This is a genomic window from Bacillus sp. AY18-3 (genome assembly GCF_008042305.1).
In the GTDB taxonomy this organism is placed as follows: domain Bacteria; phylum Bacillota; class Bacilli; order Bacillales; family Bacillaceae_G; genus Bacillus_A; species Bacillus_A wiedmannii.
The window spans coordinates 62355-84792 of sequence record NZ_QKQR01000013.1 but is presented as its reverse complement, the minus strand read 5'-3'; the positions used below and the strand labels follow the sequence as shown (position 1 = coordinate 84792).

Here is a 22438-nt window from a genome sequence, read left to right as displayed (position 1 = left end):
TGTGAAAACAAATGTACATAAAGTAGATAAGTGGGGGAAATTAGGAGCTTTTTTGTATCAGTTTCGTTATACAGTAATTGTAGCATTACTATTGGTTGCGATCGCACTCGGTATTTTCGCTCCAAAGCTGCCGGGAGTATTAGGCGGTGATGGTTTCCAAACGGAAGGGGACTATCAAAAAACGAAAGAAATTTTAGATAAAGATTTTAAGAGGTCTCAAGACACACTTCTACTCGTTTTTGAAAAAAATAAGGGTGTTTCACATGAGGAATTTCAAAAGCAAGTAGAGGGAATTGTAAAGAATATACAAGAGAAAGAGACATATGAATCTTTCCATCACCCAGTGCAAAATAAAGAAATGTTACAAGATGATATCGGCTATGCGACAATTTTATTTTCCGGGAAAACAAATAAAGAACGAATGGAAAAGACATTGCAATTTGCTGATAAAATCGAAAAGGAAAGTAATGCCGCATTAAAAGTAACGCCTACAGGGTTTCCAAAAATTAATCAAGAGATTAATGAAAGAACGCAAAATGATTTGAAAGTAGCAGAGATGATTGGGTTACCAATTGCATTTCTCGTATTACTATTTTCATTTGGTAGTCTTTTGGCATCTATTTTACCAATTGTAAATGGGGCACTTAGTGTTATTAGTACGATGGGCATATTATACTTTATAGGTAGCGATAAGGAACTATCTATCTTTGTGTTAAATGTTGCACCGATGATTGGACTTGCACTATCTATTGATTTTGCACTATTATTTGTAAATCGCTTTCGAGAGGAAGTTGCAAAGCGAGCGGTAAAAGAAGCGATAGCAATTACATATCAAACAGCAGGGCGCGCTATCGTATTTTCAGGATTATGTGTATTTGTTGGATTATCCGGCTTGTTTTTCTTTAAAATCGATTATATTCAGTCTGTCGCAATTAGCGGAATGATTGTTGTGATTATGAGTATTTTATTCTCACTCACACTTCTTCCAGCGCTATTATCATTAATTGGGAAACGAATATTAAAAAAGAATCAAGTAGCACATACGCCGGCAAAGGCGTGGCGTAAATTTGCGCAATTTGTAATGAAACATCCAATCGCAATGATTATTGTTGTTACAACATTTATTGTTATTTGCTTATTACCGTTACGTACAGCTAATTTGCAGTTCCCTGACGTAGAAGCTCTACCTAAACAAAGTGATACAAGAATTGCATATGAGAAGTACGAAGAGGCATTTAATAAAACTGCAAAAAAACATGCTGATGTTACGTTGGTGGTAGAGACGAAAAAAGATATGAAAGAAAAAGAAAGTTTACAAAAGATAGAAGAAGTCGTTCAAAAGTTAAAAGATGATAAGAAAGTATATGAAGTTAGAAGCTTATACGACGCGTTAACTCGTATGAAAGCAGATCAAGTTGCTGGAATGTTAGAGTCGCCAGAAGCGGCGAAACTAGCTCCTATATTTGAAGCGTATACGAAAGGAAATAAGACGACGATAGAAATCTTTTTGAAAACAAAACCACGTACTGAAACTGCTAAACAGTGGGTTCGTGATTTTAAACAAAATTATAAAGAAACAGATGTTACGTATTATTTAGGCGGGATGACGACGTTCCAACAAGAGTTAGAAGATGAAATTAAAGATAAAGTTGCAATTGGTATGTCTGTTATATTTGGATCGACCTTTGTTATATTATTATTTGCATTCCGATCTATACTCATTCCAATTAAGGCGATTATTATGAATATACTTAGTTTAAGCGCAACAATTGGAATTGTTGTTTGGTTATTTGAAGGTGGGCATTTTGGTTTAGAAGAGAGTCCTGTTCTATTTGTCTTACCAATCTTTATTTTTGGTCTCGTATTTGGGCTTAGTATGGATTATGAAGTTTTTCTTATTTCACGTATTCATGAGTTATATGAAGAAACAGGAGATAATGATCAAGCAACGTTAGAAGGACTTGTGTCAACAAGTAGGATCATTACATCAGCTGCGTTAATTATGATTGTTGTAACAGGTGCGTTCGCCTTTACTGATATTTTACCAGTACGGCAAATGGGGCTTGGTGTTGCATTAGCAATATTCCTTGATGCAACAATTATTCGTCTTATGCTTGTACCAAGTTTAATGAAACTGTTTGGAGATTGGAACTGGTGGTTACCATTCCGAAAGAAAAGAGAAAAATCATCGTAAAAAATACTCATCTTATAGATGAGTATTTTTTTATGAATAGCAAGACCTACATTTTGCAAATAGTATGTGATAAGAACATTACATATAAGTAGGTGAAGGCAATGTTTCGTTATTTTAAGTTTAAGCTAAATGATACAGTACAGTTTGCAGAAAACGATGGGCATATGTATCGCATTGTCGGTTATCGGTTAGAAAAAGGATATTATCCAAAAGATGAATGGACTCATATCATTTATGAATTACTTAGAGATTTTGATGGGTATACGATGGATGCGGAAGAGGAGGAACTTGTAAAGGTCATTCAAGTAGAGGATGAGTATTACAAAATACAAGAGGTATCGGGCTATCGTTATCCAGTAAAAATGAAGCAAAAACAACAAGTGATGAAAGTAGAAAAAATTGATGACTTATTAGATACGTATAATGATTATAAAAGATTGGCGGATTTCTTTAAAGATTTATCGTATGAGCAAAAAGCAGAAGAAGTATTGCAGGAAATGAAACGGCGTAGAGCGTGAGGGGGCCAGTCTACTATAAGACTGGCCTCTATTTTTGACGGTGCATCAAATTGTGTTTTCCGTTACAATGAGAGAATCAATAGAAATAAGGTGATACAGTATGGAAACGAAGAAGAAGGGCGAATGGTGCGAAATTACTGTTCCAGCGAAATGGAATGGCATAAGTATTGATTCGTTATTAAAAATAGAATGGGAAATACCGAAAAAGTTGTTACATCAGCTTCGTATGGAAAAAGGTATTACCGTTAACGGAGAACAGAGAAGATGGAATGAGCTTTTAAAAGAAGGCGATAAGTTACAAGTGCATATGTTTATGGAAGAAGAATACGATGTAGATCCTGAATATGGTGAATTAGATGTAGTATATGAAGACGATCACGTACTCATCGTAAATAAGCCTGAGAAGATGGATACGCATCCTGCGGAAAAAGGCGGGATGGGAACACTTGCAAACCTTGTTGCTTTTCATTTTCAAATGCAAGGTTTAGAGACGAAGGTTCGTCATATTCATCGGTTAGATAAAGATACGACAGGTGGTGTCGTGTTTGCTAAGCATAGAATTGCTGGTGCAATTATGGATCGTTTATTAATGGAACGAAAAATTAAAAGAACATATGCGGCGCTTGTGGAAGGGAAAGTAAAAGGTAAGCAAGGTACAATTGACGCAGCTATTGGAAGAGATCGCCATCATGCGACGAGACGACGTGTTTCTCCAAAGGGAGATCAAGCTATCACATTTTATAAAGTAGAGAAGTATTTTAAAAACCAAAATGTTACGTTCGTAACGTTACAATTAGAGACAGGTAGAACCCATCAAATTCGTGTTCATATGAGCTATCATGGTAATCCATTAGTTGGGGATGTATTATATGGTGGGCAAACGCAATATATGTCCAGGCAAGCATTACATGCGATGAAGATAAACTTCTTACATCCAATTACGAAAGAAGAGATCGAAGTGGATGTACCATTCCCTGCAAAATTAAATGATACAATGAAAGAATTTCAAAGAATGAATGCGTAAAGTTTAAGTTTAAATTTGAGAAAAGTAGATTCTTGCAGGAATTTCTCTAAAAGAAGCGAAGCCGTTAAGAGAAAAGAGAGGTGAGAATTGCTTGGTCAAATATAAATACATACTAGGAATATTTTTCGTTTGTCTTTTAGTTACTCTATGCCTCTATCCATATTTACCAAATGAGATGGCTGTACATTGGGATGAAAATGGTGGGCCGAACGATTTTATGAGTAAACAAGTTGTTATAGCATTTATTCCTTTTTTTCTTATTTTTTTACATGGGTTGATGTATATTATTTCACATAATATATATAAGTTTAATGAAGGCGAGCATGTCATTATAAGTGGATTTCTAAAGACGATTACTTTATTTATGTTGTTTATCCATATGCTCATTCTCTTTATTAATTTTGGAAGTATGATATCCTTTCAAACAGGACTAACAATTGGGATTAGTATGTTTCTTTTTATGCTTAGTAAGTTGTTTAAACAAGTTCAGAGTACGGAAAAAGACCCAATCAAATTACAAAAGATCCGTTTAGTGAGTAGGCGGATTTTTCAAATGATGGCATGTAGTATATTATTTTCATTATTTTTGAACTTGAAGTGGGGGTTTTATATATTACTTAGTGTAATAAGTAGTGGTTCTATTTTGTTCATGTTTTACATTTTATACTCATACATAATAGAAAGTTATGAAACATAAAAAGAGTCTTCTCATTATGAGAAGACTTTTTTTATCTATTTACTTCGTAATAAATTGTTGTGTCCAGTAGTTGCCGCTTTCTACATAGCCAACACCGATGTGAGTGAAGCCGTTATTTAAGATGTTTGCACGGTGTCCAGCACTGTTCATCCAAGCTTGTACTACCTCTTCAGGTGTACGTTGGCCTTGAGCGATGTTTTCACCTGCAGATGTATAAGAAATACCAAATTTCTTCATCATGTCAAACGGAGACCCGTATGTAGGGCTGTTATGATCAAAGTAGTTATTCTTCTGCATATCTTCAGATTTAACACGTGCTACTTTGCTTAATTCAGTATCGATTTTTAGTGCTGGTAAGCCTTGTTTTGCACGTTCAGCGTTTGTTAATTCAACAACACGTTGTTCGAATTCGCTTAAAGATTTTGCTTCTTCAGCAGGCTTTTGCTCAGCAGGTTTTTGTTCAGCTGGTTTTTGAGTATTGTTGTTTTCAGCAGGTTTTTGAGCTTCTGGTTTTTGAACTTCTTCAGCAGGCTTTTGTTCAACTGGTTTTTGCTCAGCAGGCTTTTGAGTTTCTGGCTTAGCTGTTGGTTGCTCAGTTACAACATTTTCAGTTGGTTGTTGACCAGGAATAATGCAATTTGGTTGGAAGTTTCCTTGTTGCCATTGTGCTAATGATTCCACGCCCATAGATTGTAAGAATGCTTGTAATTCTTGTTGGCTCATTTGCTTCATCATCACTTTTGAATGCTGAATATTTTGAACCTTTACGTTAGATGGTTGTACTGTTGCAGCTTGTGCATCTAGAGAAGATACTCCTAAAGTAAGAGCCGTCGCAGCAGCTACAGATAATAAAACACGCTTTTTCATGATGTGTGTCCCCCTATATAAAGTTTTAATTTGTTTTCACACGATTTGTTTTTGACAGCCTGTCTGACTGACAAATTCATCGTAGCATAGATTTTGTGAGAAAAAAGATGGAAAAAAATTCATAGACTTAAAATTTACCTAATTTATCCTAAGAGGGGAAAAGAGGAAAAATAAGAGAAACATAGAGTATAAAAGGAATTTTCAGCATTTTTATACTTGGTTTTAAGAGGGGGATTTTGGATGAATTTACCTAAACGGAAAATGAAGAATCCTATTGTATCAATGGTTTGAGAGTTTTTTTTAGGAATATACTGGATTGATTTTTACAAAACTGTAATGTATCTGTTGTTCTTTTTTATAATAAAGTAACATATTTTTAATATTGTAGCGGACAAAAAAGCGGCTATCTCTTTACATAGACGAAGGAGATAGCCGTTTTCCTATTATTACGTATGTTACGAGTTATTACGAGTTGGTTTCAATTGCTTCTAATAATAAATCTACAATGTGAATTCCTCTCATTTTATGAGAAAGTCCTTCTCGTTCAATGCCTAATTTCATTTGTAGTAGACAACCTGGATTTGCAGTAACAATAGTTGCTGCTTCTGTTTCATGTACACGGTCCATTTTATAATCTAGAAATTCCATGGATAGTTCTGAATGAACAATATTGTAAATACCAGCAGAACCACAGCAGCGATCCGCATCTTTCATTTCACGATATGTTGCGCCTTGAATTGCTTCTAGTAACATACGAGGTTCTGAAGATGTTCGCATAACATTGCGTAAATGACAAGAGTCTTGATACGTAATAATTTGCGATGGAAGTCGTAAGTCATTTCGTTTATGGAAATCTAGTTCTACTAGAATAGCAGTAATATCTTTAATTTTAGAAACAAACTGCTTTGCGCGTTCAGCCCACTGTGGATCATCTTTTAAAAGATAATCGTAGTCTACGAGGTAAGCGCCGCAACCACCTGCATTCGTAATAATATGGTCGATATTTAAATCTTCGAATGCTTTTATATTTCGTTTCGCTAATTCTTTCGCTCCGCTCTTTTCACCAGCATGCCCATGTAATGCACCGCAGCAACTTTGTGTTTTCGGAATAACGATATCACAACCAGCTAACTGAAGAAGTTTCATCGTTGCATTATTTGTTTCTAAAAACATCGTATCCATTAAACAGCCTGTGAAGAATGCAACTTGTTTCTTTTTTGTACTTTCAGCAGGTAAAAATGCAGGACGATCTTTCATTGCTTTCATTTTAGGGACTTTTGGTAAAACGAGATCCATTGTTGCAAGTGTTTCAGGGAATAACTTCATAATACCCATTTTATGTGTTAGTGTTTGTAAACCAGAACGTTGGTAAAATCCGATTAACCCTGTTAATGTTCTCATTCGATTTTGATGCGGGAAGAGCCCTTCAAAAACGACTTTACGAACGGCTCTCACTGGCACCGAGAACTTTTTGTTTTGATTTATAATATCACGAGCTTCTTCTAATAAATGTCCGTAATTTACACCTGATGGACAAACAGGTTCACAAGCACGGCAGCCAAGGCAAACATTCAATGTATTTTCAACATCTTCATCTGGTTCAATTAAACCGTCAACGACCGCTTTCATTAATGCAATACGTCCTCGTGGTGAATGTGATTCTTTATATCCAGATTGAATGTAAGTAGGACAAGTAGGTAAACAGAAACCGCATCGCATACAGTTTAGTAGTTCATCTTCACTTAATCTTTCTTTAAATTCTTTTTGAATGTTTTCTTTATTTAATGTTGTCATCGCTCAACCACCACTCTTTTGCGAGTGTCTTTCGCGAACATCTTGCCAGGGTTCATAATGTTATTTGGATCGAAGGCTTGTTTAATTCCTTGCATGGCAGCAATACCTTCTTTACCTAATTTCATTTCTAAATAAGGAGCTTTCATCGCACCAACACCATGTTCACCAGTAATTGTGCCACCAAGTTCAATTGCTTTCGCAAATATTTCAGCAAAAGCTTGTTCAGCTCGGTGCATTTCTTCTTCATTACGAGCATCTGTCATACAAGTTGGGTGTAGGTTGCCATCGCCAGCATGCCCAAATGTACAAATAGGAATATTATATTTTTTTGCAATGGCATTAATAGCTTCAACCATCGGAGCTATTTGTGAGCGTGGTACCGTTGCATCTTCTAATATTGTAGTAGGTTTTAATCTTGCAAGTGCTGATAGTGCACTACGGCGAGCTGTCCGAAGCGCATCTGCTTCCGCTTCATCTTTTGCAATGCGAACATCGACTGCATTCATAGAGCGGCAAACGTTAGCCATTTTTTCAATATCTCGATTGACAACTTCAGGTGGACCGTCTTGTTCAATTAATAAAATTGCTTTTACATCAGTTGGTAAACCGATTTGTGCAAACTCTTCTACTACTTCAATTGTCGGCTGGTCTAAAAACTCAAGTGTCGCTGGAATGATTTTATTTGCAATAATAGAAGAAACAGCACGTGCAGCTTCATTAATATCTTCATATAGTGCAAGCATCGTTTTCTTCGTTTCAGGCATAGGAACAAGTTTTAATATTGCTTCTGTTACGACGCCAAGTGTTCCTTCAGAACCGATAAATAAACGAGTTAAATCGTAACCGGCTACATCTTTTGCTAATTTACCGCCAGTACGAATAATATCGCCATTTGGTAAGACAAGTTCAAGACCCATCACATAATCACGTGTTACGCCATATTTTAATCCGCGTAATCCACCTGAGTTTTCATTAATGTTACCGCCGACTGTAGAAATTTTCATCGAGCTTGGATCTGGTGGATAAAATAAACCTTTTTCTTCTACCGCTTTAATAATATCAAGTGTAATTACACCAGCTTGTACAGTAATTGTTAAATTCTCTTCATCAATTTCTAAAATGTTATTCATATGGCGGAAGATAAGGACGATACCGCCTTCAAGTGGACATGTCCCCGCGCAAAGGTTTGTTCCAGAACCACGAACATATACAGGAATTTTGTGAGTGTTACATATTTTTAACACTTCAGCTACTTCATTTGTATTACGAGGCGCAATGACTGCATCAGGCATTGCTTGGAAGTTTGGAGTGGCATCATAACTATACGTTAAACGCCCCATATTGGATGTATCTACATTATCTTCGCCAACAATGGATACGAATGAATGAATAATTTGCTTTTCTAACATTGGAAATCCCCCTCAAACTGTTAACGTATTTAGTCATCATAAAAAACGTTGTAACAGTGCTTTCATTATAATGATAAAAAAGTTGGGGGATTCTTTCTATGTATAATCATCTAAAGATTAATCTTTTTTATCATTCTTTTTTGTGTGATTATCTAATAAGAGGAGCGAGAAGTATAAAATGTTTAAGTCTTTGAATTGTTTCGGATCAAGTCCTGTATGCTCCTCAATCTTTTTAAGTCTGTAATGCAATGTGTTAATGTGTATATGTAATTGTTCAGCTGTTTGTTTATAGGATTGGTTATAATCAATAAATAAGCGTAAAGTGTGCATAAGCTCAGGAGATGATAGTAAGTTTTCGATAGTACGCCTTAGAAACTGTTCCCGCGTTTCAGCAGAAATATCTTGTAAGCACATTTCTAAACGTAAATCTTCATTAAATACAATTTTTTTCGTTTCAAGTGATACGGAAAGAGCTTGTAATGCTTGTTCGTACGATAAGTTCATATTGCTTGGTGTAACGGATTGTCCAATCCCAATATATAAAGGAATAGAAAACAAAGTTTCACAGTCTTGTTTTAATCTTTTTAAAAATTGATACGTTTGCTCTTTGGAGTTTGTGGCTGTAAATAAAATGAATCGATCATTTCCCCAACGAACAAATAGATGCTCCTTTGTTAATAGATTGCGTACGTGTTGCCAAATCTTACGCTGAAGCATCGTGTCATTTTGATCGATAGAGAACAAAATAAGTTGTTTCTTCTTATATAAATCAATACCAAGTGTTTTTGCGCGATCGAGAAAGCTTGGAGACCAGTCGGTATTTTGAAGCCAATCAAAGACAAATGCTTCATAAGAACGGTGTTCAAGTTCCAGTTGTTCTAAAAAGTAGTTTTCATGAATGAGTAGTTCGGTCATTTTACGTAATATTTCTCCGTATTGCGAAATGTTTTCAGGTGCTCCTGTAATTCCAATGACACCAATTACTTCGTCATGAAATAGTAAGGGGAGGTTCATACCCGCCTTTACGCCTTGCAAACGTCGTTCATCTTCTTTTGTAATAATGACAGTTTTCTTTTGTTTCGCGCATCGGAGTGCACCTTCATGAAATTGGCCGATTCTTTCTACATCTGTACTTGCGATAATAACGCCTTGTATATTAATGATAATGATATTTTCTTTAATTAATCTGCGTACTTCTCGTACAATTTTATTCGCTAAATCAGGAAAAAGCATAATTTGCACACCTCAAATTCTATTTGTTGTACATTATATATGTAATTGAAGTAAGAAAGGAAAATTTCACACTTTCCACACATTTATTTGTTATTTTACAATTATAACGAAATCATCCGAAGATGGAGGGAATCTTTTGAGAAAGTATGTTTTTCTTCTCTGTTTTTTATTTCTATTAGTAGGGTGTCAAGGAAGTTCATATACACCAATTGCTAAAGATAAAAGTGTTATTATAACAACGAATATAAAAGAAGGTAGTATTAGTTTTGTTGATGAAAAAACTAAAAAGTTAATTACGACATGGGAACTTAATGAACCAATGGCAGGAGTTGCACTACTTCCAAACGGTGAGGACATACTTGTATATGGCAAGCAGTTAGAGTACATGTATGTATATTCACTAGCAGAAGGAAGGCAAGTGGAAAAATATAAAACGGGAAAAGGCATTGTAAATGTGATTGTATCCGAGGATAAAAAACAATTATTTGCTGCCGATCAAACTGCCCAAAAGGTAAGGTTCTTTACGATAAAAGGGAAAGAGACAGGGAGTGTATCAACAGGAAAAGGACCAATTACGATGGTAGAGCACGATAACCAGTTATCTGTATTAAACTTTTATGATACGAAGCTAACGACCATTGATACAAAGAAAAAAGAAGTGATACACTCCTTTATGATTCCCCCAGCATCAACGGGAGCGACAATTAGCCCAGATGGGAAAGAAATATGGATTGGCGGACATGGTGATGGAAATCAAGTCAATGAAAAAGTATTAGTGTATTCATTGCAGAGCGGAGAAATGGTACGTTCTTTACATGCTCCGTTTATGCCTGTGAATATAACGAAGGATAATAAGAGTGTATATGCATTAAGTCACGGTTCGAATACGCTTAGAAAGTTTGATGTTAGCACGTATAAAGAGGTGGCTTCTGTAGAAGTAGGATCGAATCCATTTGCATTTTTGAAGAGCGGAGCAGAAGGATACGTAGCAAGCTATGATAGTGATGAAGTGTGTGTCATGGATATGAAGAGCTTGAAAATAAAACAAACAATTAAAGTCGGAAAAGGGCCGTTTCAACTCATAGAGAGGGAAGGGAAGGACAATGAGTAAATATAGGGTGCTAGTTGTAGATGATGAAAGTGATATGAGGCAGCTTGTTGGAATGTACTTAGATAATTTCGGATACGAGTGGGGAGAAGCTGAAAATGGAAAAGAGGCTCTAAAAAAATTAGAGACTGATCATTATGATTTCGTTGTATTAGATATTATGATGCCAGAGATGGATGGACTTTCAGTTTGTAAAGAAATTAGAAAAACGTCGGATGTACCAATTATATTTTTAACAGCAAAAGGTGAAGAGTGGAATAGGGTGAACGGCTTGCGTATGGGAGCAGATGATTATATTGTAAAGCCTTTTAGTCCTGGAGAACTAATTGCTCGTATGGAAGCTGTACTAAGACGTTATACAAAGCAAGAGCAACAAGAAGAGATTCAGTTTGGACCGATACTTATTAATGAAAAAAGTAGGAAGATTGAGGCTGATGGTGAGCCGATTTCTCTTACAGTAAAAGAGTTTGATTTACTCTATTTTCTTTGCCAACATACGGGACAAGTATTTAGCCGGGAACAATTGCTGGAAAAGGTATGGGGATATGATTATGCCGGAAGTACAAGAACAGTGGATACGCACGTGAAAACGATGCGTTTGAAGCTTGGAGAAAGTGGAAACTACATTCAAACGGTTTGGGGTGTAGGCTATAAATTTGAGGTGTAACGTATGTTTACGATGGTACAGAAGCTTTGGCTTACAGTAGTATGTGCAGTATGTGTAACAGTTTCCTTTCTTTATTTTGTATCTTTATACTCGTATGAAAAACTATACGTTGATAATTTAAAAGATTCATTAGTAATGGAAGGGAAACGTCTTGCTGCGCAATATGATAAGCGTGAAGGAATAGCAACTTTTGAAGAGAAAGTAAGAGCATTTGATCAAATATCTAGTTCAGATGTTCTTTTCGTATCTAATCCGCGTGATTTAAGCGCGTGTTTACCTTTTGATGTGCATCATCATTCTCTTATAAGTGAAGGGGACAGGCAAGCATTATTAGATGGAAAAACTGTGACAAAGATAGGGTATGAGGAACATTTTGACCGAAATATTATGGGGGTTGTCATCCCTGTTTTAGAAAATAAAAAGTTAGTTGGCATTGTATATTCTTATATTCCTTTAAAAAGTATAAAAGACTTAATATATGATATGGGCCTTATTTTAGCACCATTAGCACTTGCTATGACTTTACTGACAATATGGATTGGTAGAAAGATTATTATTGCTATTACGAGACCGCTTTCGCAAATGGAACGAGTTGCCAATCATTTGGCTACGGGAGATTTCTCAGAACGGATTACAATTTCTTCCGAAGATGAAATTGGACGATTAGGAAAAGCATTTAATAAAATGGCAAATTCTTTAGAGACAGAAGACGTAAAGCGTAAGGAATTTTTAGCTAACGTTTCGCATGAACTAAGAACACCACTTAGTTATATAAAAGGATATAGTGAAGCTATTTTAGATGGTGTAGCGAAGGGACCACAGCAGGAAAAAGTAACACAGCTCATTCATAAAGAAGCGGGTCGTATGCAGCGTCTCGTTCATGATTTATTAGATTTAGCACAATTAGAAGGTGAACATTTTCCGTTAAAGAAACAACCTATCGTTTTTTCACAACTGATTGAAGATGTGTTAGATACGTATGAGATTAAGTTTATAGAAAAGAAAATTCGTATTTCAACAAATTTAAATCCAGAAATCATTGTAATGATTGATGAGGATCGTATGCAACAAGTGCTTCATAACGTGTTAGATAATGCGATACGGTATACAAATCAAAATGGGGATATTGTGATAACACTCAGGCAGATAGATGATTACTGTGAATTAAACATAAAAGATACAGGAATCGGTATTGAAACAGAGCATTTAGAAAATCTTGGTGAACGTTTTTACCGCGTTGATAAAGCGAGAAGTCGTCAACATGGTGGAACAGGTTTAGGCCTTGCCATTGTCAGACAAATTGTTCATATACATGATGGACAGTGGCGAATTGAAAGTGAAAAAGGGTATGGAACGACGGTTAGTATTAAATTGAAAATACAAGTTGAAGAAAGCATGTTCTAACGTGAAGGACATGCTTTTCTTCATGAGTGCAATGAATAGAGGAATAAATATAAATTAATATCAAATAAATATTAAAAATTTGACGATTTTATGAACAAAACATTTGTACTTCTTACCAATTCGTTCTAAAATAGTTATGATGCAAAGTTCTTATAAATCGTTTCAATTGTTGTTTGGAAGATACTGAGGTGATTTAACTGGAGTACAAATCTATTAAACCGAAAAAGATTTACGAAGAAGTATCTGAAGCTATTTTAACAATGATTAAAAATGGTACGTTAAAACCTGGTGACAAACTACTTCCTGTACATCAATTAGCTGAGCAGTTTCAAGTGGGTAGATCTGCTGTTCGTGAAGCGCTAAGTGCGCTAAGAGCAATGGGCTTAATTGAGATGAAACAAGGAGAAGGTACATATGTGAAGAATTTCGATTCTTCTTCATTAACAAAATCATTAAACAATAAATTATTAATGAAGAAAGAAGATATTTTAAACTTATTAGAAGTACGAAAGGTGCTTGAAGTGGGGGCAGTTCGAGCAGCTGCGGCAAAACGTACGGAAGATAATTTGCAAAATATGAAGCATTGGTTAGATGAAATGGTAAAGAGCATTGGAGATGAAAAGGCTGGCGAAAAAGCAGATTTTCAGTTCCATATGGGAATTGCGGAGTCTTCGCATAACAACATTTTGCTTGAACTCATGAATCACGTTTCAGAGATGATTGCTGAAACGATTGGTGAATCAAGACGCATTATTTTATATGGTGAACAAACAACATCAGAACGACTTATAGAAGAGCATCAAGTTATATATGATGCAGTGTTAAAGCAAGATGTAGAATTAGCGCAGCAAGCAATGCTAGATCATTTAACAAATGTAGAACATATTGTCACAGGTAAAAACGATATAAATTCGTAATTTAATCTTTTAAAAATCAAATTTTTTGATAAAATAGAGAAAGATTAAGTAAGCGTTTTCTTTAGAAGAGGGAGAGGATAGGCCATGGTTGAGCCTACTTCTTCTTTCCTTAGTCATCTGATGACCATACGTTTGTTGGTGGAGTTGTAAAAAGGGGGAGTAATAATTATGAAAGTTACTTTATTTGTTACTTGTTTAGTCGATATGTTTGAAACAAACGTCGGCAAAGCAACAGTTGAAGTGTTGGAGCGTTTAGGTTGTGAAATTGAATTTCCAGAAGCACAAGTTTGTTGTGGTCAGCCTGCTTATAATAGCGGCCATGTAGAAGCAGCAAAAGAAGCGATGAAACATATGATTGAAACTTTCGAAGATGCAGAATATATCGTTACACCATCTGGTTCTTGTGCGACAATGTTTCATGAGTATCCGCATGTTTTTAAAGATGATCCGAAGTGGGCTAAACGTGCACAAAAGGTTGCTGATAAAACATATGAATTTACACAATTTATTGTAGATGTTTTAAAAGTGACAGATGTTGGTGCAAGCTTACCAGGGATAGCTACTATTCATAAATCTTGTCATATGACACGCCTGCTTGGAGTAAAAGAGGCACCAGGAATTTTATTATCAAACGTAAAAGGATTAACTGTGAGAGAACTGCCAAACGAACAAAATTGTTGTGGGTTTGGGGGAACGTTTTCAGTGAAGATGACTCCAATTTCTGAGCAAATGGTAGATGAGAAGGTAGATAGTGCAATGGAAACAGGTGCTGATTATTTAATCGGTGCAGATTGTGGGTGTTTGTTAAACATTGGCGGACGTATTGAGCGTTTAGGAAAAGAAATAAAAGTAATGCATATTGCTGAGGTACTAAATAGTCGCTCATGAAGGGGGAACATAAGCTATGTCTATGAAAATCAGTGAGAAAAAATTTAATGATCGCGTTGGCGATGGAATTCAAGATTCTTTTATGCGCGGAGCAGTATCTTCTGCGCAAACGCGCTTATATACGAATCGCTTAAAAGCAGCGGAAGAATTAGGAAATTGGGAAGAGTGGCGTGAACTAGGTGAACAAATTCGCCAACATACGTTAGAAAATCTTGATTATTACTTAATGCAGTTAAGTGAAAATGTATCAAAAAGAGGCGGACATGTGTACTTTGCGAAAACGAAAGAGGAAGCAGCAAAGTATATTCAAGACGTTGCAAAAAAGAAACAAGCGAAGAAAGTTGTAAAATCAAAATCAATGGTAACTGAAGAAATTAGTATGAATCATGCCCTTGAAGAGATTGGTTGTGAAGTGTTAGAAAGTGACTTAGGAGAGTATATCTTGCAAGTAGATAACGATCCACCTTCACATATTATTGCGCCCGCACTTCATAAAAACAGAACGCAAATTCGTGATGTATTTAAAGAAAAGCTTGGCTATGAAAATTCTGATGATCCATATGAAATGACAAAGTTTGTTCGTAAACAACTTCGTGAGAAATTTATGGATGCAGAAATTGGTGTGACAGGTTGTAACTTTGCAGTTGCAAATACTGGCTCTCTTTGTTTAGTAACGAACGAAGGTAATGCCGATCTTGTTATGTCGATTCCGAAAACTCAAATTGCAGTAATGGGTATGGAACGTATGGTTCCGACAATGGAAGAATTAGATGTTTTAGTTGGTTTACTATGTCGTAGTGCAGTAGGGCAAAAATTAACAAGTTATGTAACTGTAGCGGGACCAATCCAAGAAGAGGAAGTAGATGGACCAGAAGAATTCCACTTAGTTGTTGTTGATAATGGCCGCTCTCAAATTCTTGGGTCTGAATTCCGCTCAGTATTGCAATGTATTCGTTGTGCTGCTTGTGTTAACGTATGTCCTGTATATCGTCACGTTGGTGGACATTCGTATGGTTCTATATACTCAGGACCAATCGGTGCGGTATTAACACCACTTTTAGGTGGATACGATGATTACAAAGAGCTTCCATATGCCTCTAGTTTATGCGGAGCGTGTACAGAAGCTTGTCCAGTAAAAATACCATTGCATGATTTATTATTAAAACATCGTCAAGTAATTGTTGAGCAAGAAGGACGTGCACCACTTGCAGAAAAATTAGCAATGAAAATGTTTAGTATGGGTGCATCTTCAGCAGCTTTATATAAAATGGGATCAAAAATGGCGCCAGCAGCAATGAGTCCATTTACATCGGGCAACCGTGTATCAAAAGGTGTTGGGCCACTTAAAAACTGGACAGATATTCGTGAATTCCCGGCTCCAAGTAAAGAACGATTCCGTGATTGGTATAAAGATCATAAGAAAGGCGGGGACAAATAATGACAGGATTAATTCAAAACCGTGAGTCCTTTCTAGATAATATTGCAAAAGAACTTGGACGTGAGCGGAAAACGGAAGGCGTAAAGCGTCCAGCATGGAAAAGTAATGTGAATGTAGAAACGCTAAAAGATTATTCAAAAGAAGAATTGTTAGAAGTATTTAAAAATCAATGTACAAACATTCATACAACTGTAGTGGAAACGACAAACGACCGTTTACGTGAAGATATTCAAAAAGTAATCGTGGAAAACGGCGGGGGACCTATTATGTTATCGGCAGACGAACGTTTTGATTCTTATGGATTGACTTCTTTATTTAAAGAAGAGCTTCCAAAGCAAAATGTTGAAGTGAATGTATGGGATCCTGAGAAAAAAGAAGAGAATATGCGTATCGCAGAAAGAGCGAATATTGGAATCGCATTTAGTGATTATACTTTAGCTGAATCTGGTACGATTGTTGTACAAAGTCATAAAGGCCAAGGTCGTTCTTTACACTTTTTACCGACTGTATACTTTGCTATTATTCCACGTGAAACACTTGTGCCTCGTATTACACAAGCAGTTCAGGATATGAACACACGTGTAGAAAATGGCGAGGCAGTAGCATCTTGTATTAACTTTATTACAGGACCTAGTAACTCGGCAGATATTGAAATGAATCTTGTTGTCGGAGTACACGGACCATTAAAAGCAGTATATTTCATCGTATAAAAGAGGGGAAAGCAGGCCAGAAAATGGCCTGCTTTTTTAATAGAATAGAAATAATATGAAGTAGAATTTCTCTCCTTTTTTTGCTATGTTCTTTTGGAAAGGAGAGGAAGGGATGTTCACTTATTTATATGCATTGTTAGTGGGGATGGTGTTTGGTTCTTTTTTTATGTTAATTGCGATGAGAGTACCACTTGGTGAGTCTATCATTACCCCGCGTTCACATTGTCATTATTGTAAGTATGTGCTAAAGCCAAAAGAATTGATTCCAATCATTTCTTTTTGTATACAAAGAGGACGTTGTACGAATTGTAAGAGGAAAATTTCAATTTTGTACGTAGTATTTGAACTTGTAACAGGAATGATATTTCTTCTTACTGTATATATGATTGGGGTGGAACGGGAGCTTATCATCATTTTATCGCTTTTTTCTCTACTTCTTATTATTTCAGTTACAGATTACATATATATGTTAATCCCCAATCGTATTTTAGCTTGGTTTGCCTGTTTACTTATTTTAGAATGTGTTTTTGTGCCGTTAGTGACTTGGACAGATAGTATAGTTGGTAGTGGCGTTATATTCATTTTGTTATATTGCATGCAAAAGATATATCCAGAAGGGCTTGGTGGAGGAGATATAAAATTACTTTCGTTACTTGGATTTATAGTGGGACTGAAAGGGATTTTTATGATCTTATTTTTAGCATCTTGCTTTAGTCTTTGTTTCTTTGGAGTTGGTATAGTATTAAAACGTATGAAAATGAGGAGCCAAATTCCGTTCGGTCCTTTTATTAGCCTTGGGGCAATATGTTACATGTTGTTCACGTATACAAAATAGAGAGAGGATAGAACATGAATGTATATATGGATGATCAAAGAAGTTGTACGTACGGGTATGTGCCCGCCACTACAGTAGAATGTGCCTTGCAAATGGTTCGGGATTATGATGTGAATATTCTTTCCCTTGATTTTAATATGGGATGGGGGAAAAGAAATGGATTAGATTTTGTAGAGGCTTTTTGTAAAGAGGGTTTATATGTAAATGAAATTCACCTTCATACGAATGATGTCATCGGTATGCATAAGATGAAACAGAGAATTAATAAGGGAAAGGAAGAAGGCGAAATTAATCCGCACCTTGTTGTTAAATATGTGGGGAGCTAAAAACTCCAAAGTTTTACTTTGGAGTTTTTAATGTTTCATATGTGCTTGTAACGGAATGATTTCTTCTTGTTGAGCCGCTACTAATTCAGTTTCTTCTTGTTTCACGTCAGGTACTTTCTTTGTTAAGTAATGGTATACCATGCCGACAAAGACGGACCCGCCAATAATGTTACCGATTGTAACTGGAATTAAGTTATGAATAGCACCTGCAAAAGAAATTGTCTCCGGATGCGGTGAAACTAAAGATAGAGCAAACAGTGATAAGTTTGCAATGCTATGCTCGTAACCAGATAAGAAGAATGTGAAAACGAGTAGCATCATCATCATAATTTTTGCTGTATCACCTTTAACTTGAGAAGGTAAGAAACACGCAAGACATACAAGCCAGTTACATAAAATTGCTTTAAAGAATAATTGCATTGTAGGTGTATTCATTTTTCCTTCTACTACTTTATTCATGAAATGGCCGTGATCAATTGCTTCGAAAATTCCAGTTGCATAAAATAGTAAGGCAAAGAATAAAGCTCCAGCTAAATTCCCTGCATAACAAGCGACCCAGTTACGAAGTGTATCAGAAATCGTTGTTTCTTTTCTTAAAGTTGCTACAGTAAAGTACATTGTGTTTCCAGTAAACAATTCAGCACCGCCATATATAATAAGTACGAGGGCAATTCCGAAAAACATAGAAGCAGCTAAATAAGTTGCCGGTGAATCTGCAATGTGAAAAAAGTTACCTAATTTAAAACATAGTACAATAATAAAACCGATATAAATACCCGCAAGTGCGGCACGAATGAAATATTGCATCGGGTTTGTATCTAGCATTTGTTTTTTGCTCTTAGCCAGTTTGACAACATAATCTATTCCTTGCTCTAGCATGAGTAATACGCTCCTTTAGTACATCATCTATAAATACTCCTTATATGAATAAAGTACATGGAATTGTTCTTAGTTTCAATAAGTTTGTGCAATGTTTCACAAAAAGGACATACATATATCGAGAAAACGCTTACAAGTGGTAGTATAATAGAATTTTTTCTGGACATTGAGAGGGGAAGGGAAAAAGAAAAAGCGCTGTAATTATAGCGCTTTTTCGTCTAAATTCTTTTCTACTTTTACTTCTACTTCTTTCGAGAAGAACCAACCGCCAACTGCGATTCCGACTAATACAATCCAGAATGTAAGCTTCCATAGTGTAGATTCTGGGAATGAATGCGGAATTACATTTAATGCAGGGTGCGCTAATGTATAAACTGCTAGTTTCACACCAACCCAACCTACAATTAAGAATGCTGCAGTTTCAAGTCCTGGTTTACGTTTTAAGATTTGTACGAAAGCAGTTGCTGCAAATCTCATGATGATTAACCCGATAAGTCCACCTACAAAGATAACAACGAATTGCCCAGTATCAAGACTACCAATTGTACCTAATCCTGTTTTTGGTAAAGTCATTGCTAACGCAACTGCAGCTAAAATTGAATCAACTGCGAAGGCGATATCAGCAACCTCAACTTTAAATACAGTCCACCAAAAGTTCTCTTGTTTTTTCTTTGCTTCTTTTTCTTCTGTTTCTTCATCCGTATTCTTTTTAACATACGTTTTAAATAAGTGATTACCAGCTATAAACATAAGGTAAATGGCACCGATTGCTTGCACTTGCCATACGTCAACTAAGAACGAAATCATAAATAACGATCCGAATCGGAAAACAAATGCCCCCGCTAATCCGTAAAATAGTGCTTTCTTTCGTTTTTCTTCTGGTAAATGTTTTACCATAATTGCAAGAACGAGAGCGTTATCAGCCGCTAAAATCCCCTCTAGTGCAATTAGGATGAGTAATACCCAACCATACTCCAATAATAATGATACATCCATGTACATTCTCCTCTCATTTCTATAAGTACTAAATAAGTGAAGAATTTCCCCACTATTTAGTTTCCCCATACTCCTGCCTATTAACTTTGGAAGAATTTGGGAATTAATACAAAAAAGACCTCTGCCGTTAATAGGCAAAGGTCTTGCTAGACATATGTAATGAAAATGCCAACAAAGCCGGAAGAACTAAGTTCTACGTAATGACGACTTTGTTTCCAAGAAATATTCTTGGACGCTACTCCCCTTTGGAGATATGCTATTGTACTCTCATTATATGGATAATGTATACGGTTGTCAACCTGTTAAAATATCTTCATTCGGATATTTTATTTTTCGGTTCTTTTTACGTGCAAATGAAAAAGCCAATGTTAAAGGTCCCATTTTCCCAAAAAACATCATAAAGATGATAATAGCTTTTCCGATCATAGTTAAGTGAGGTGTGAAATTCATACTGAGACCGACAGTCCCAAATGCTGAAAATACTTCGAAAGCACTCATCAATAGAGGAACTCGCTCAGTAATACTTAAAATTAAAATAGCAAAAAAGATAAATGAAATGGAAATAATAGTGATGGTCAATGCTTTGACAATGAGAGTATCTTTAATAGATTTTTTAAAAACGACAATATCATCTTGTTCTTGTAAAAATTTAAATACCCCAAAAAACATGATTAAAAATGTTGTTAACTTAATTCCACCACCGGTTGAAGCACTACCAGCGCCAATAAACATAAGGAGCATCATTAATAGTAGGGAAGGCTTTGATAATGCAGAAATATCAACTGTATTAAACCCGGCAGTACGAGTTGAAACCGCCTGGAAATAAGCGGCCATTCCTTCTTCAAATGGGGTAAATCCTCTCATAGAAAGGGAATTGTGGAACTCGAATATAAAAATAAAAACAGTCGCAATAATATTGACGATTAGAGTAGAAGAGAGCATAAGTTTTGAGTGTAATGTAAGGTTTTTAAAATTTTTCTTTCTTTTTATATCTACGATTACTGTAAAACCAATCCCACCTAAAATAATGAGGGAGGAAATAACGAGATTGACAAGAATGCTATGAGAATGGGACATTAAATTATCGCTCCACACAGAAAAACCAGCATTGTTAAAAGCAGAGATCGAATGAAAAAAGCTATAATAGATCCCTTTAGCAATCCCGTATTTTGGTACCCATTCAAAAGAAAGAATCAAAGTAGCGATACATTCGACTGTAAAAGAGAATAAAAATAATGCTTTGGCAAGACGAATGACACCACCAATGTTCGTTTGGTTTAACGCTTGTTGTAGTAAAATTCGGTTTTGAAGACCAATTTTTCTGCCGAGCATAATCGCAATTAAAACGGCAAAGCTCATAATGCCAAGTCCCCCTACTTGTATAAGCGTTAAAATGACACACTGTCCAAACAAAGTAAATACTTTTCCGGTGTCTACAACACCAAGCCCAGTAACAGTACAAGCAGAAACTGTTGTAAATAAAGCGTCGATCCATGAAATAGAAGTTGTTGTAGCAATTGGTAGTTTTAATAAGCATGTACCGATAACTGATAACATAATAAAAGACAAAGTAAGAACACGGGGAGGACTCATGCTAATATTAATCCGTTTCATGTCACATATCGTTCCTTTCAGTTTGCTCTTACTAGTATGTGAAAAAGCACGATTATGTATGTTAAAAATAGAAAGAGGCAGAGAATATCTGCCTCTAAGCCATAGGTTATTGTATTATCCACGTAATTGTTGTTGAGCTAAAGCGACTAGTCGTTTCGTTACTTCACCGCCAACTGAACCGTTAGAACGAGATGCTGTATTAGAACCTAAGCTAACACCGAATTCTTGTGCGATTTCATATTTAAATTGTTCAAGCGCTTGTTCTGCACCTGGAACTAGTAATTTGTTTGTTTTTACCATGTTGATACACATCCTTATGAGTAGTCCAATTCAGCTAAATACTTATCTAAACTGGTAACGTTATTTTATGTGGAAACGACGTACTCATACGCGGAAGTAATCGGTGTGATTAGAAGTTATTGGATAGAAAAAAGAGTAGCAAATTTGCTACTCTTTTTTCAGTATTGTCGCTGTACCTTCCACGACAATATCACCGGATTGATTATATATGTTTGTTTGCAACGTAATGATTTTTTTATCGTCTCGTTTTTTAATGACTTCTGCCACGACGCGAAGTGTATCACCGATTTTGACAGGAGCACGGAATGAAACGTTTTGAGATAAATAAATCGTGTTTTTGCCAGGGAGTTTCGTTCCAAGAATCGTCGAAATGAAACTGGAAACGAGCATGCCATGAGCAATACGTTCTTTAAACATTGTCGTTTTTGCAAAAGAATCTAAAATATGAATAGGATTCACATCTCCAGTTAATTTTGCAAAATTAATAACGTCCTCATCCGTAATAGTTTTTGTAAGGGATGCTTGATCACCGACTTGAATCTCATCATAACGAAGCTCCGGAACAGTTTGTGCTTCTTGAAATGGATTCATTTTGGCCTCCTTCTTTTCCATATCGAAAA

22 protein-coding genes and 1 riboswitch are annotated in these 22438 nt (G+C 35.9%); of the genes, 13 read left to right on the top strand and 9 right to left on the bottom strand.

Annotated elements, in window-relative coordinates; all coding sequences use genetic code 11:
• The first annotated feature begins 1 nt into the window (after position 1).
• From DM800_RS11980 to DM800_RS11965, 4 genes are all read left to right on the top strand, one after another.
• The gene (locus DM800_RS11980) at positions 2 to 2194 is read left to right on the top strand and encodes an MMPL family transporter (protein WP_087984790.1); all 2193 of its coding nucleotides are present in this window, start codon (positions 2 to 4) and stop codon (positions 2192 to 2194) included.
• Positions 2195 to 2295: 101 nt separating this feature from the next.
• The gene (locus tag DM800_RS11975) at positions 2296 to 2712 is read left to right on the top strand and encodes a hypothetical protein (protein ID WP_060489448.1); all 417 of its coding nucleotides are present in this window, start codon (positions 2296 to 2298) and stop codon (positions 2710 to 2712) included.
• A 100-nt stretch (positions 2713 to 2812) separates the two neighbouring features.
• A complete protein-coding gene (locus DM800_RS11970; protein WP_087984791.1) occupies positions 2813 to 3736 on the top strand; it encodes an RluA family pseudouridine synthase in 924 nt (307 codons plus the stop codon).
• A gap of 91 nt (positions 3737 to 3827) precedes the next feature.
• On the top strand, positions 3828 to 4433 hold the full coding sequence (locus tag DM800_RS11965) for a DUF1648 domain-containing protein (protein WP_147786888.1): 606 nt from the start codon (positions 3828 to 3830) through the stop codon (positions 4431 to 4433).
• 39 nt (positions 4434 to 4472) lie between these two features.
• On the opposite strand, the gene DM800_RS11960 is transcribed toward DM800_RS11965, so the two are convergent.
• The 4 genes from DM800_RS11960 to DM800_RS11945 form a co-directional block, all read right to left on the bottom strand.
• A complete protein-coding gene (locus DM800_RS11960) occupies positions 4473 to 5300 on the bottom strand; it encodes a CAP domain-containing protein (RefSeq protein WP_000747605.1) in 828 nt (275 codons plus the stop codon).
• Between the two features lie 465 nt (positions 5301 to 5765).
• Complete coding sequence (locus DM800_RS11955; RefSeq protein WP_087984792.1) at positions 5766 to 7094, bottom strand: (Fe-S)-binding protein; 1329 nt, start codon at positions 7092 to 7094, stop codon at positions 5766 to 5768.
• Positions 7091 to 8503 carry a glycolate oxidase subunit GlcD gene (glcD, locus tag DM800_RS11950; RefSeq protein WP_087984793.1) on the bottom strand — a complete coding sequence of 471 codons (1413 nt, stop codon included), beginning with the start codon at positions 8501 to 8503 and terminating at the stop codon, positions 7091 to 7093. Before glcD ends, DM800_RS11955 begins: the two co-directional genes overlap by 4 nt.
• Before the next feature lie 117 nt (positions 8504 to 8620).
• Positions 8621 to 9736 (bottom strand): CdaR family transcriptional regulator, encoded by a 1116-nt coding sequence (locus DM800_RS11945; protein ID WP_137012003.1) that lies wholly within the window; start codon positions 9734 to 9736, stop codon positions 8621 to 8623.
• A gap of 136 nt (positions 9737 to 9872) precedes the next feature.
• On the opposite strand from DM800_RS11945, the gene DM800_RS11940 reads away from it, so the two are divergent.
• From DM800_RS11940 to DM800_RS11900, 9 genes are all read left to right on the top strand, one after another.
• Positions 9873 to 10847, top strand: a complete 975-nt coding sequence (locus DM800_RS11940) for a YncE family protein (protein WP_147786887.1) — start codon at positions 9873 to 9875, stop codon at positions 10845 to 10847.
• Positions 10840 to 11511 (top strand): response regulator transcription factor, encoded by a 672-nt coding sequence (locus DM800_RS11935; protein ID WP_000049878.1) that lies wholly within the window; start codon positions 10840 to 10842, stop codon positions 11509 to 11511. Before DM800_RS11940 ends, DM800_RS11935 begins: the two co-directional genes overlap by 8 nt.
• Before the next feature lie 3 nt (positions 11512 to 11514).
• Positions 11515 to 12915, top strand: a complete 1401-nt coding sequence (locus tag DM800_RS11930; protein ID WP_087984796.1) for a sensor histidine kinase — start codon at positions 11515 to 11517, stop codon at positions 12913 to 12915.
• Between the two features lie 227 nt (positions 12916 to 13142).
• Positions 13143 to 13832, top strand: a complete 690-nt coding sequence (locus DM800_RS11925; protein WP_255256195.1) for a FadR/GntR family transcriptional regulator — start codon at positions 13143 to 13145, stop codon at positions 13830 to 13832.
• Positions 13833 to 14000: 168 nt separating this feature from the next.
• Positions 14001 to 14720, top strand: coding sequence for a (Fe-S)-binding protein (locus DM800_RS11920; protein ID WP_000869144.1), 720 nt, complete (start codon positions 14001 to 14003; stop codon positions 14718 to 14720).
• A 16-nt stretch (positions 14721 to 14736) separates the two neighbouring features.
• On the top strand, positions 14737 to 16158 hold the full coding sequence (locus DM800_RS11915; RefSeq protein ID WP_000061936.1) for a LutB/LldF family L-lactate oxidation iron-sulfur protein: 1422 nt from the start codon (positions 14737 to 14739) through the stop codon (positions 16156 to 16158).
• Positions 16158 to 16868 carry a LutC/YkgG family protein gene (locus DM800_RS11910; RefSeq protein ID WP_000147203.1) on the top strand — a complete coding sequence of 237 codons (711 nt, stop codon included), beginning with the start codon at positions 16158 to 16160 and terminating at the stop codon, positions 16866 to 16868. The genes DM800_RS11915 and DM800_RS11910 overlap by 1 nt, the downstream gene beginning before the upstream one ends.
• Positions 16869 to 16980: 112 nt before the next feature.
• The gene (locus tag DM800_RS11905) at positions 16981 to 17703 is read left to right on the top strand and encodes a prepilin peptidase (protein WP_000495730.1); all 723 of its coding nucleotides are present in this window, start codon (positions 16981 to 16983) and stop codon (positions 17701 to 17703) included.
• Positions 17704 to 17717: 14 nt separating this feature from the next.
• Positions 17718 to 18029 (top strand): cyclic-phosphate processing receiver domain-containing protein, encoded by a 312-nt coding sequence (locus tag DM800_RS11900; RefSeq protein ID WP_147786886.1) that lies wholly within the window; start codon positions 17718 to 17720, stop codon positions 18027 to 18029.
• A 27-nt stretch (positions 18030 to 18056) separates the two neighbouring features.
• Here the strand turns inward: DM800_RS11900 and DM800_RS11895 are convergent, their stop codons facing one another.
• The 5 genes from DM800_RS11895 to DM800_RS11875 form a co-directional block, all read right to left on the bottom strand.
• Positions 18057 to 18908: a formate/nitrite transporter family protein gene (locus DM800_RS11895; RefSeq protein ID WP_048545034.1), complete on the bottom strand. Its 852-nt coding sequence runs from the start codon at positions 18906 to 18908 to the stop codon at positions 18057 to 18059.
• A 201-nt stretch (positions 18909 to 19109) separates the two neighbouring features.
• Positions 19110 to 19904 (bottom strand): TerC family protein, encoded by a 795-nt coding sequence (locus DM800_RS11890; RefSeq protein ID WP_000383317.1) that lies wholly within the window; start codon positions 19902 to 19904, stop codon positions 19110 to 19112.
• Positions 19905 to 19994: 90 nt separating this feature from the next.
• Positions 19995 to 20160, bottom strand: a riboswitch (yybP-ykoY riboswitch).
• A 38-nt stretch (positions 20161 to 20198) separates the two neighbouring features.
• On the bottom strand, positions 20199 to 21518 hold the full coding sequence (locus tag DM800_RS11885) for a TrkH family potassium uptake protein (protein WP_087984798.1): 1320 nt from the start codon (positions 21516 to 21518) through the stop codon (positions 20199 to 20201).
• A gap of 114 nt (positions 21519 to 21632) precedes the next feature.
• A complete protein-coding gene (locus tag DM800_RS11880; protein ID WP_000241212.1) occupies positions 21633 to 21818 on the bottom strand; it encodes an alpha/beta-type small acid-soluble spore protein in 186 nt (61 codons plus the stop codon).
• 147 nt (positions 21819 to 21965) lie between these two features.
• Entirely contained in the window at positions 21966 to 22409 is a 444-nt protein-coding gene (locus DM800_RS11875; RefSeq protein ID WP_001067917.1) for a MaoC family dehydratase, read from the bottom strand.
• Positions 22410 to 22438: the final 29 nt, after the last annotated feature.

Coding starts and splice junctions, on each gene's coding strand:
- DM800_RS11945 (WP_137012003.1), bottom strand. CDS start 9,736: ATGCTTTTTCCTGATTTAGCGAATAAAATTGTACGAGAAGTACGCAGA.
- DM800_RS11890 (WP_000383317.1), bottom strand. CDS start 19,904: ATGGATGTATCATTATTATTGGAGTATGGTTGGGTATTACTCATCCTA.
- DM800_RS11880 (WP_000241212.1), bottom strand. CDS start 21,818: ATGGTAAAAACAAACAAATTACTAGTTCCAGGTGCAGAACAAGCGCTT.
- DM800_RS11910 (WP_000147203.1), top strand. CDS start 16,158: ATGACAGGATTAATTCAAAACCGTGAGTCCTTTCTAGATAATATTGCA.
- DM800_RS11895 (WP_048545034.1), bottom strand. CDS start 18,908: ATGCTAGAGCAAGGAATAGATTATGTTGTCAAACTGGCTAAGAGCAAA.
- DM800_RS11920 (WP_000869144.1), top strand. CDS start 14,001: ATGAAAGTTACTTTATTTGTTACTTGTTTAGTCGATATGTTTGAAACA.
- DM800_RS11915 (WP_000061936.1), top strand. CDS start 14,737: ATGTCTATGAAAATCAGTGAGAAAAAATTTAATGATCGCGTTGGCGAT.
- DM800_RS11905 (WP_000495730.1), top strand. CDS start 16,981: ATGTTCACTTATTTATATGCATTGTTAGTGGGGATGGTGTTTGGTTCT.
- DM800_RS11930 (WP_087984796.1), top strand. CDS start 11,515: ATGTTTACGATGGTACAGAAGCTTTGGCTTACAGTAGTATGTGCAGTA.
- DM800_RS11885 (WP_087984798.1), bottom strand. CDS start 21,518: ATGAAACGGATTAATATTAGCATGAGTCCTCCCCGTGTTCTTACTTTG.
- DM800_RS11970 (WP_087984791.1), top strand. CDS start 2,813: ATGGAAACGAAGAAGAAGGGCGAATGGTGCGAAATTACTGTTCCAGCG.
- DM800_RS11960 (WP_000747605.1), bottom strand. CDS start 5,300: ATGAAAAAGCGTGTTTTATTATCTGTAGCTGCTGCGACGGCTCTTACT.
- DM800_RS11875 (WP_001067917.1), bottom strand. CDS start 22,409: ATGAATCCATTTCAAGAAGCACAAACTGTTCCGGAGCTTCGTTATGAT.
- DM800_RS11900 (WP_147786886.1), top strand. CDS start 17,718: ATGAATGTATATATGGATGATCAAAGAAGTTGTACGTACGGGTATGTG.
- glcD (WP_087984793.1), bottom strand. CDS start 8,503: ATGTTAGAAAAGCAAATTATTCATTCATTCGTATCCATTGTTGGCGAA.
- DM800_RS11935 (WP_000049878.1), top strand. CDS start 10,840: ATGAGTAAATATAGGGTGCTAGTTGTAGATGATGAAAGTGATATGAGG.
- DM800_RS11975 (WP_060489448.1), top strand. CDS start 2,296: ATGTTTCGTTATTTTAAGTTTAAGCTAAATGATACAGTACAGTTTGCA.
- DM800_RS11955 (WP_087984792.1), bottom strand. CDS start 7,094: ATGACAACATTAAATAAAGAAAACATTCAAAAAGAATTTAAAGAAAGA.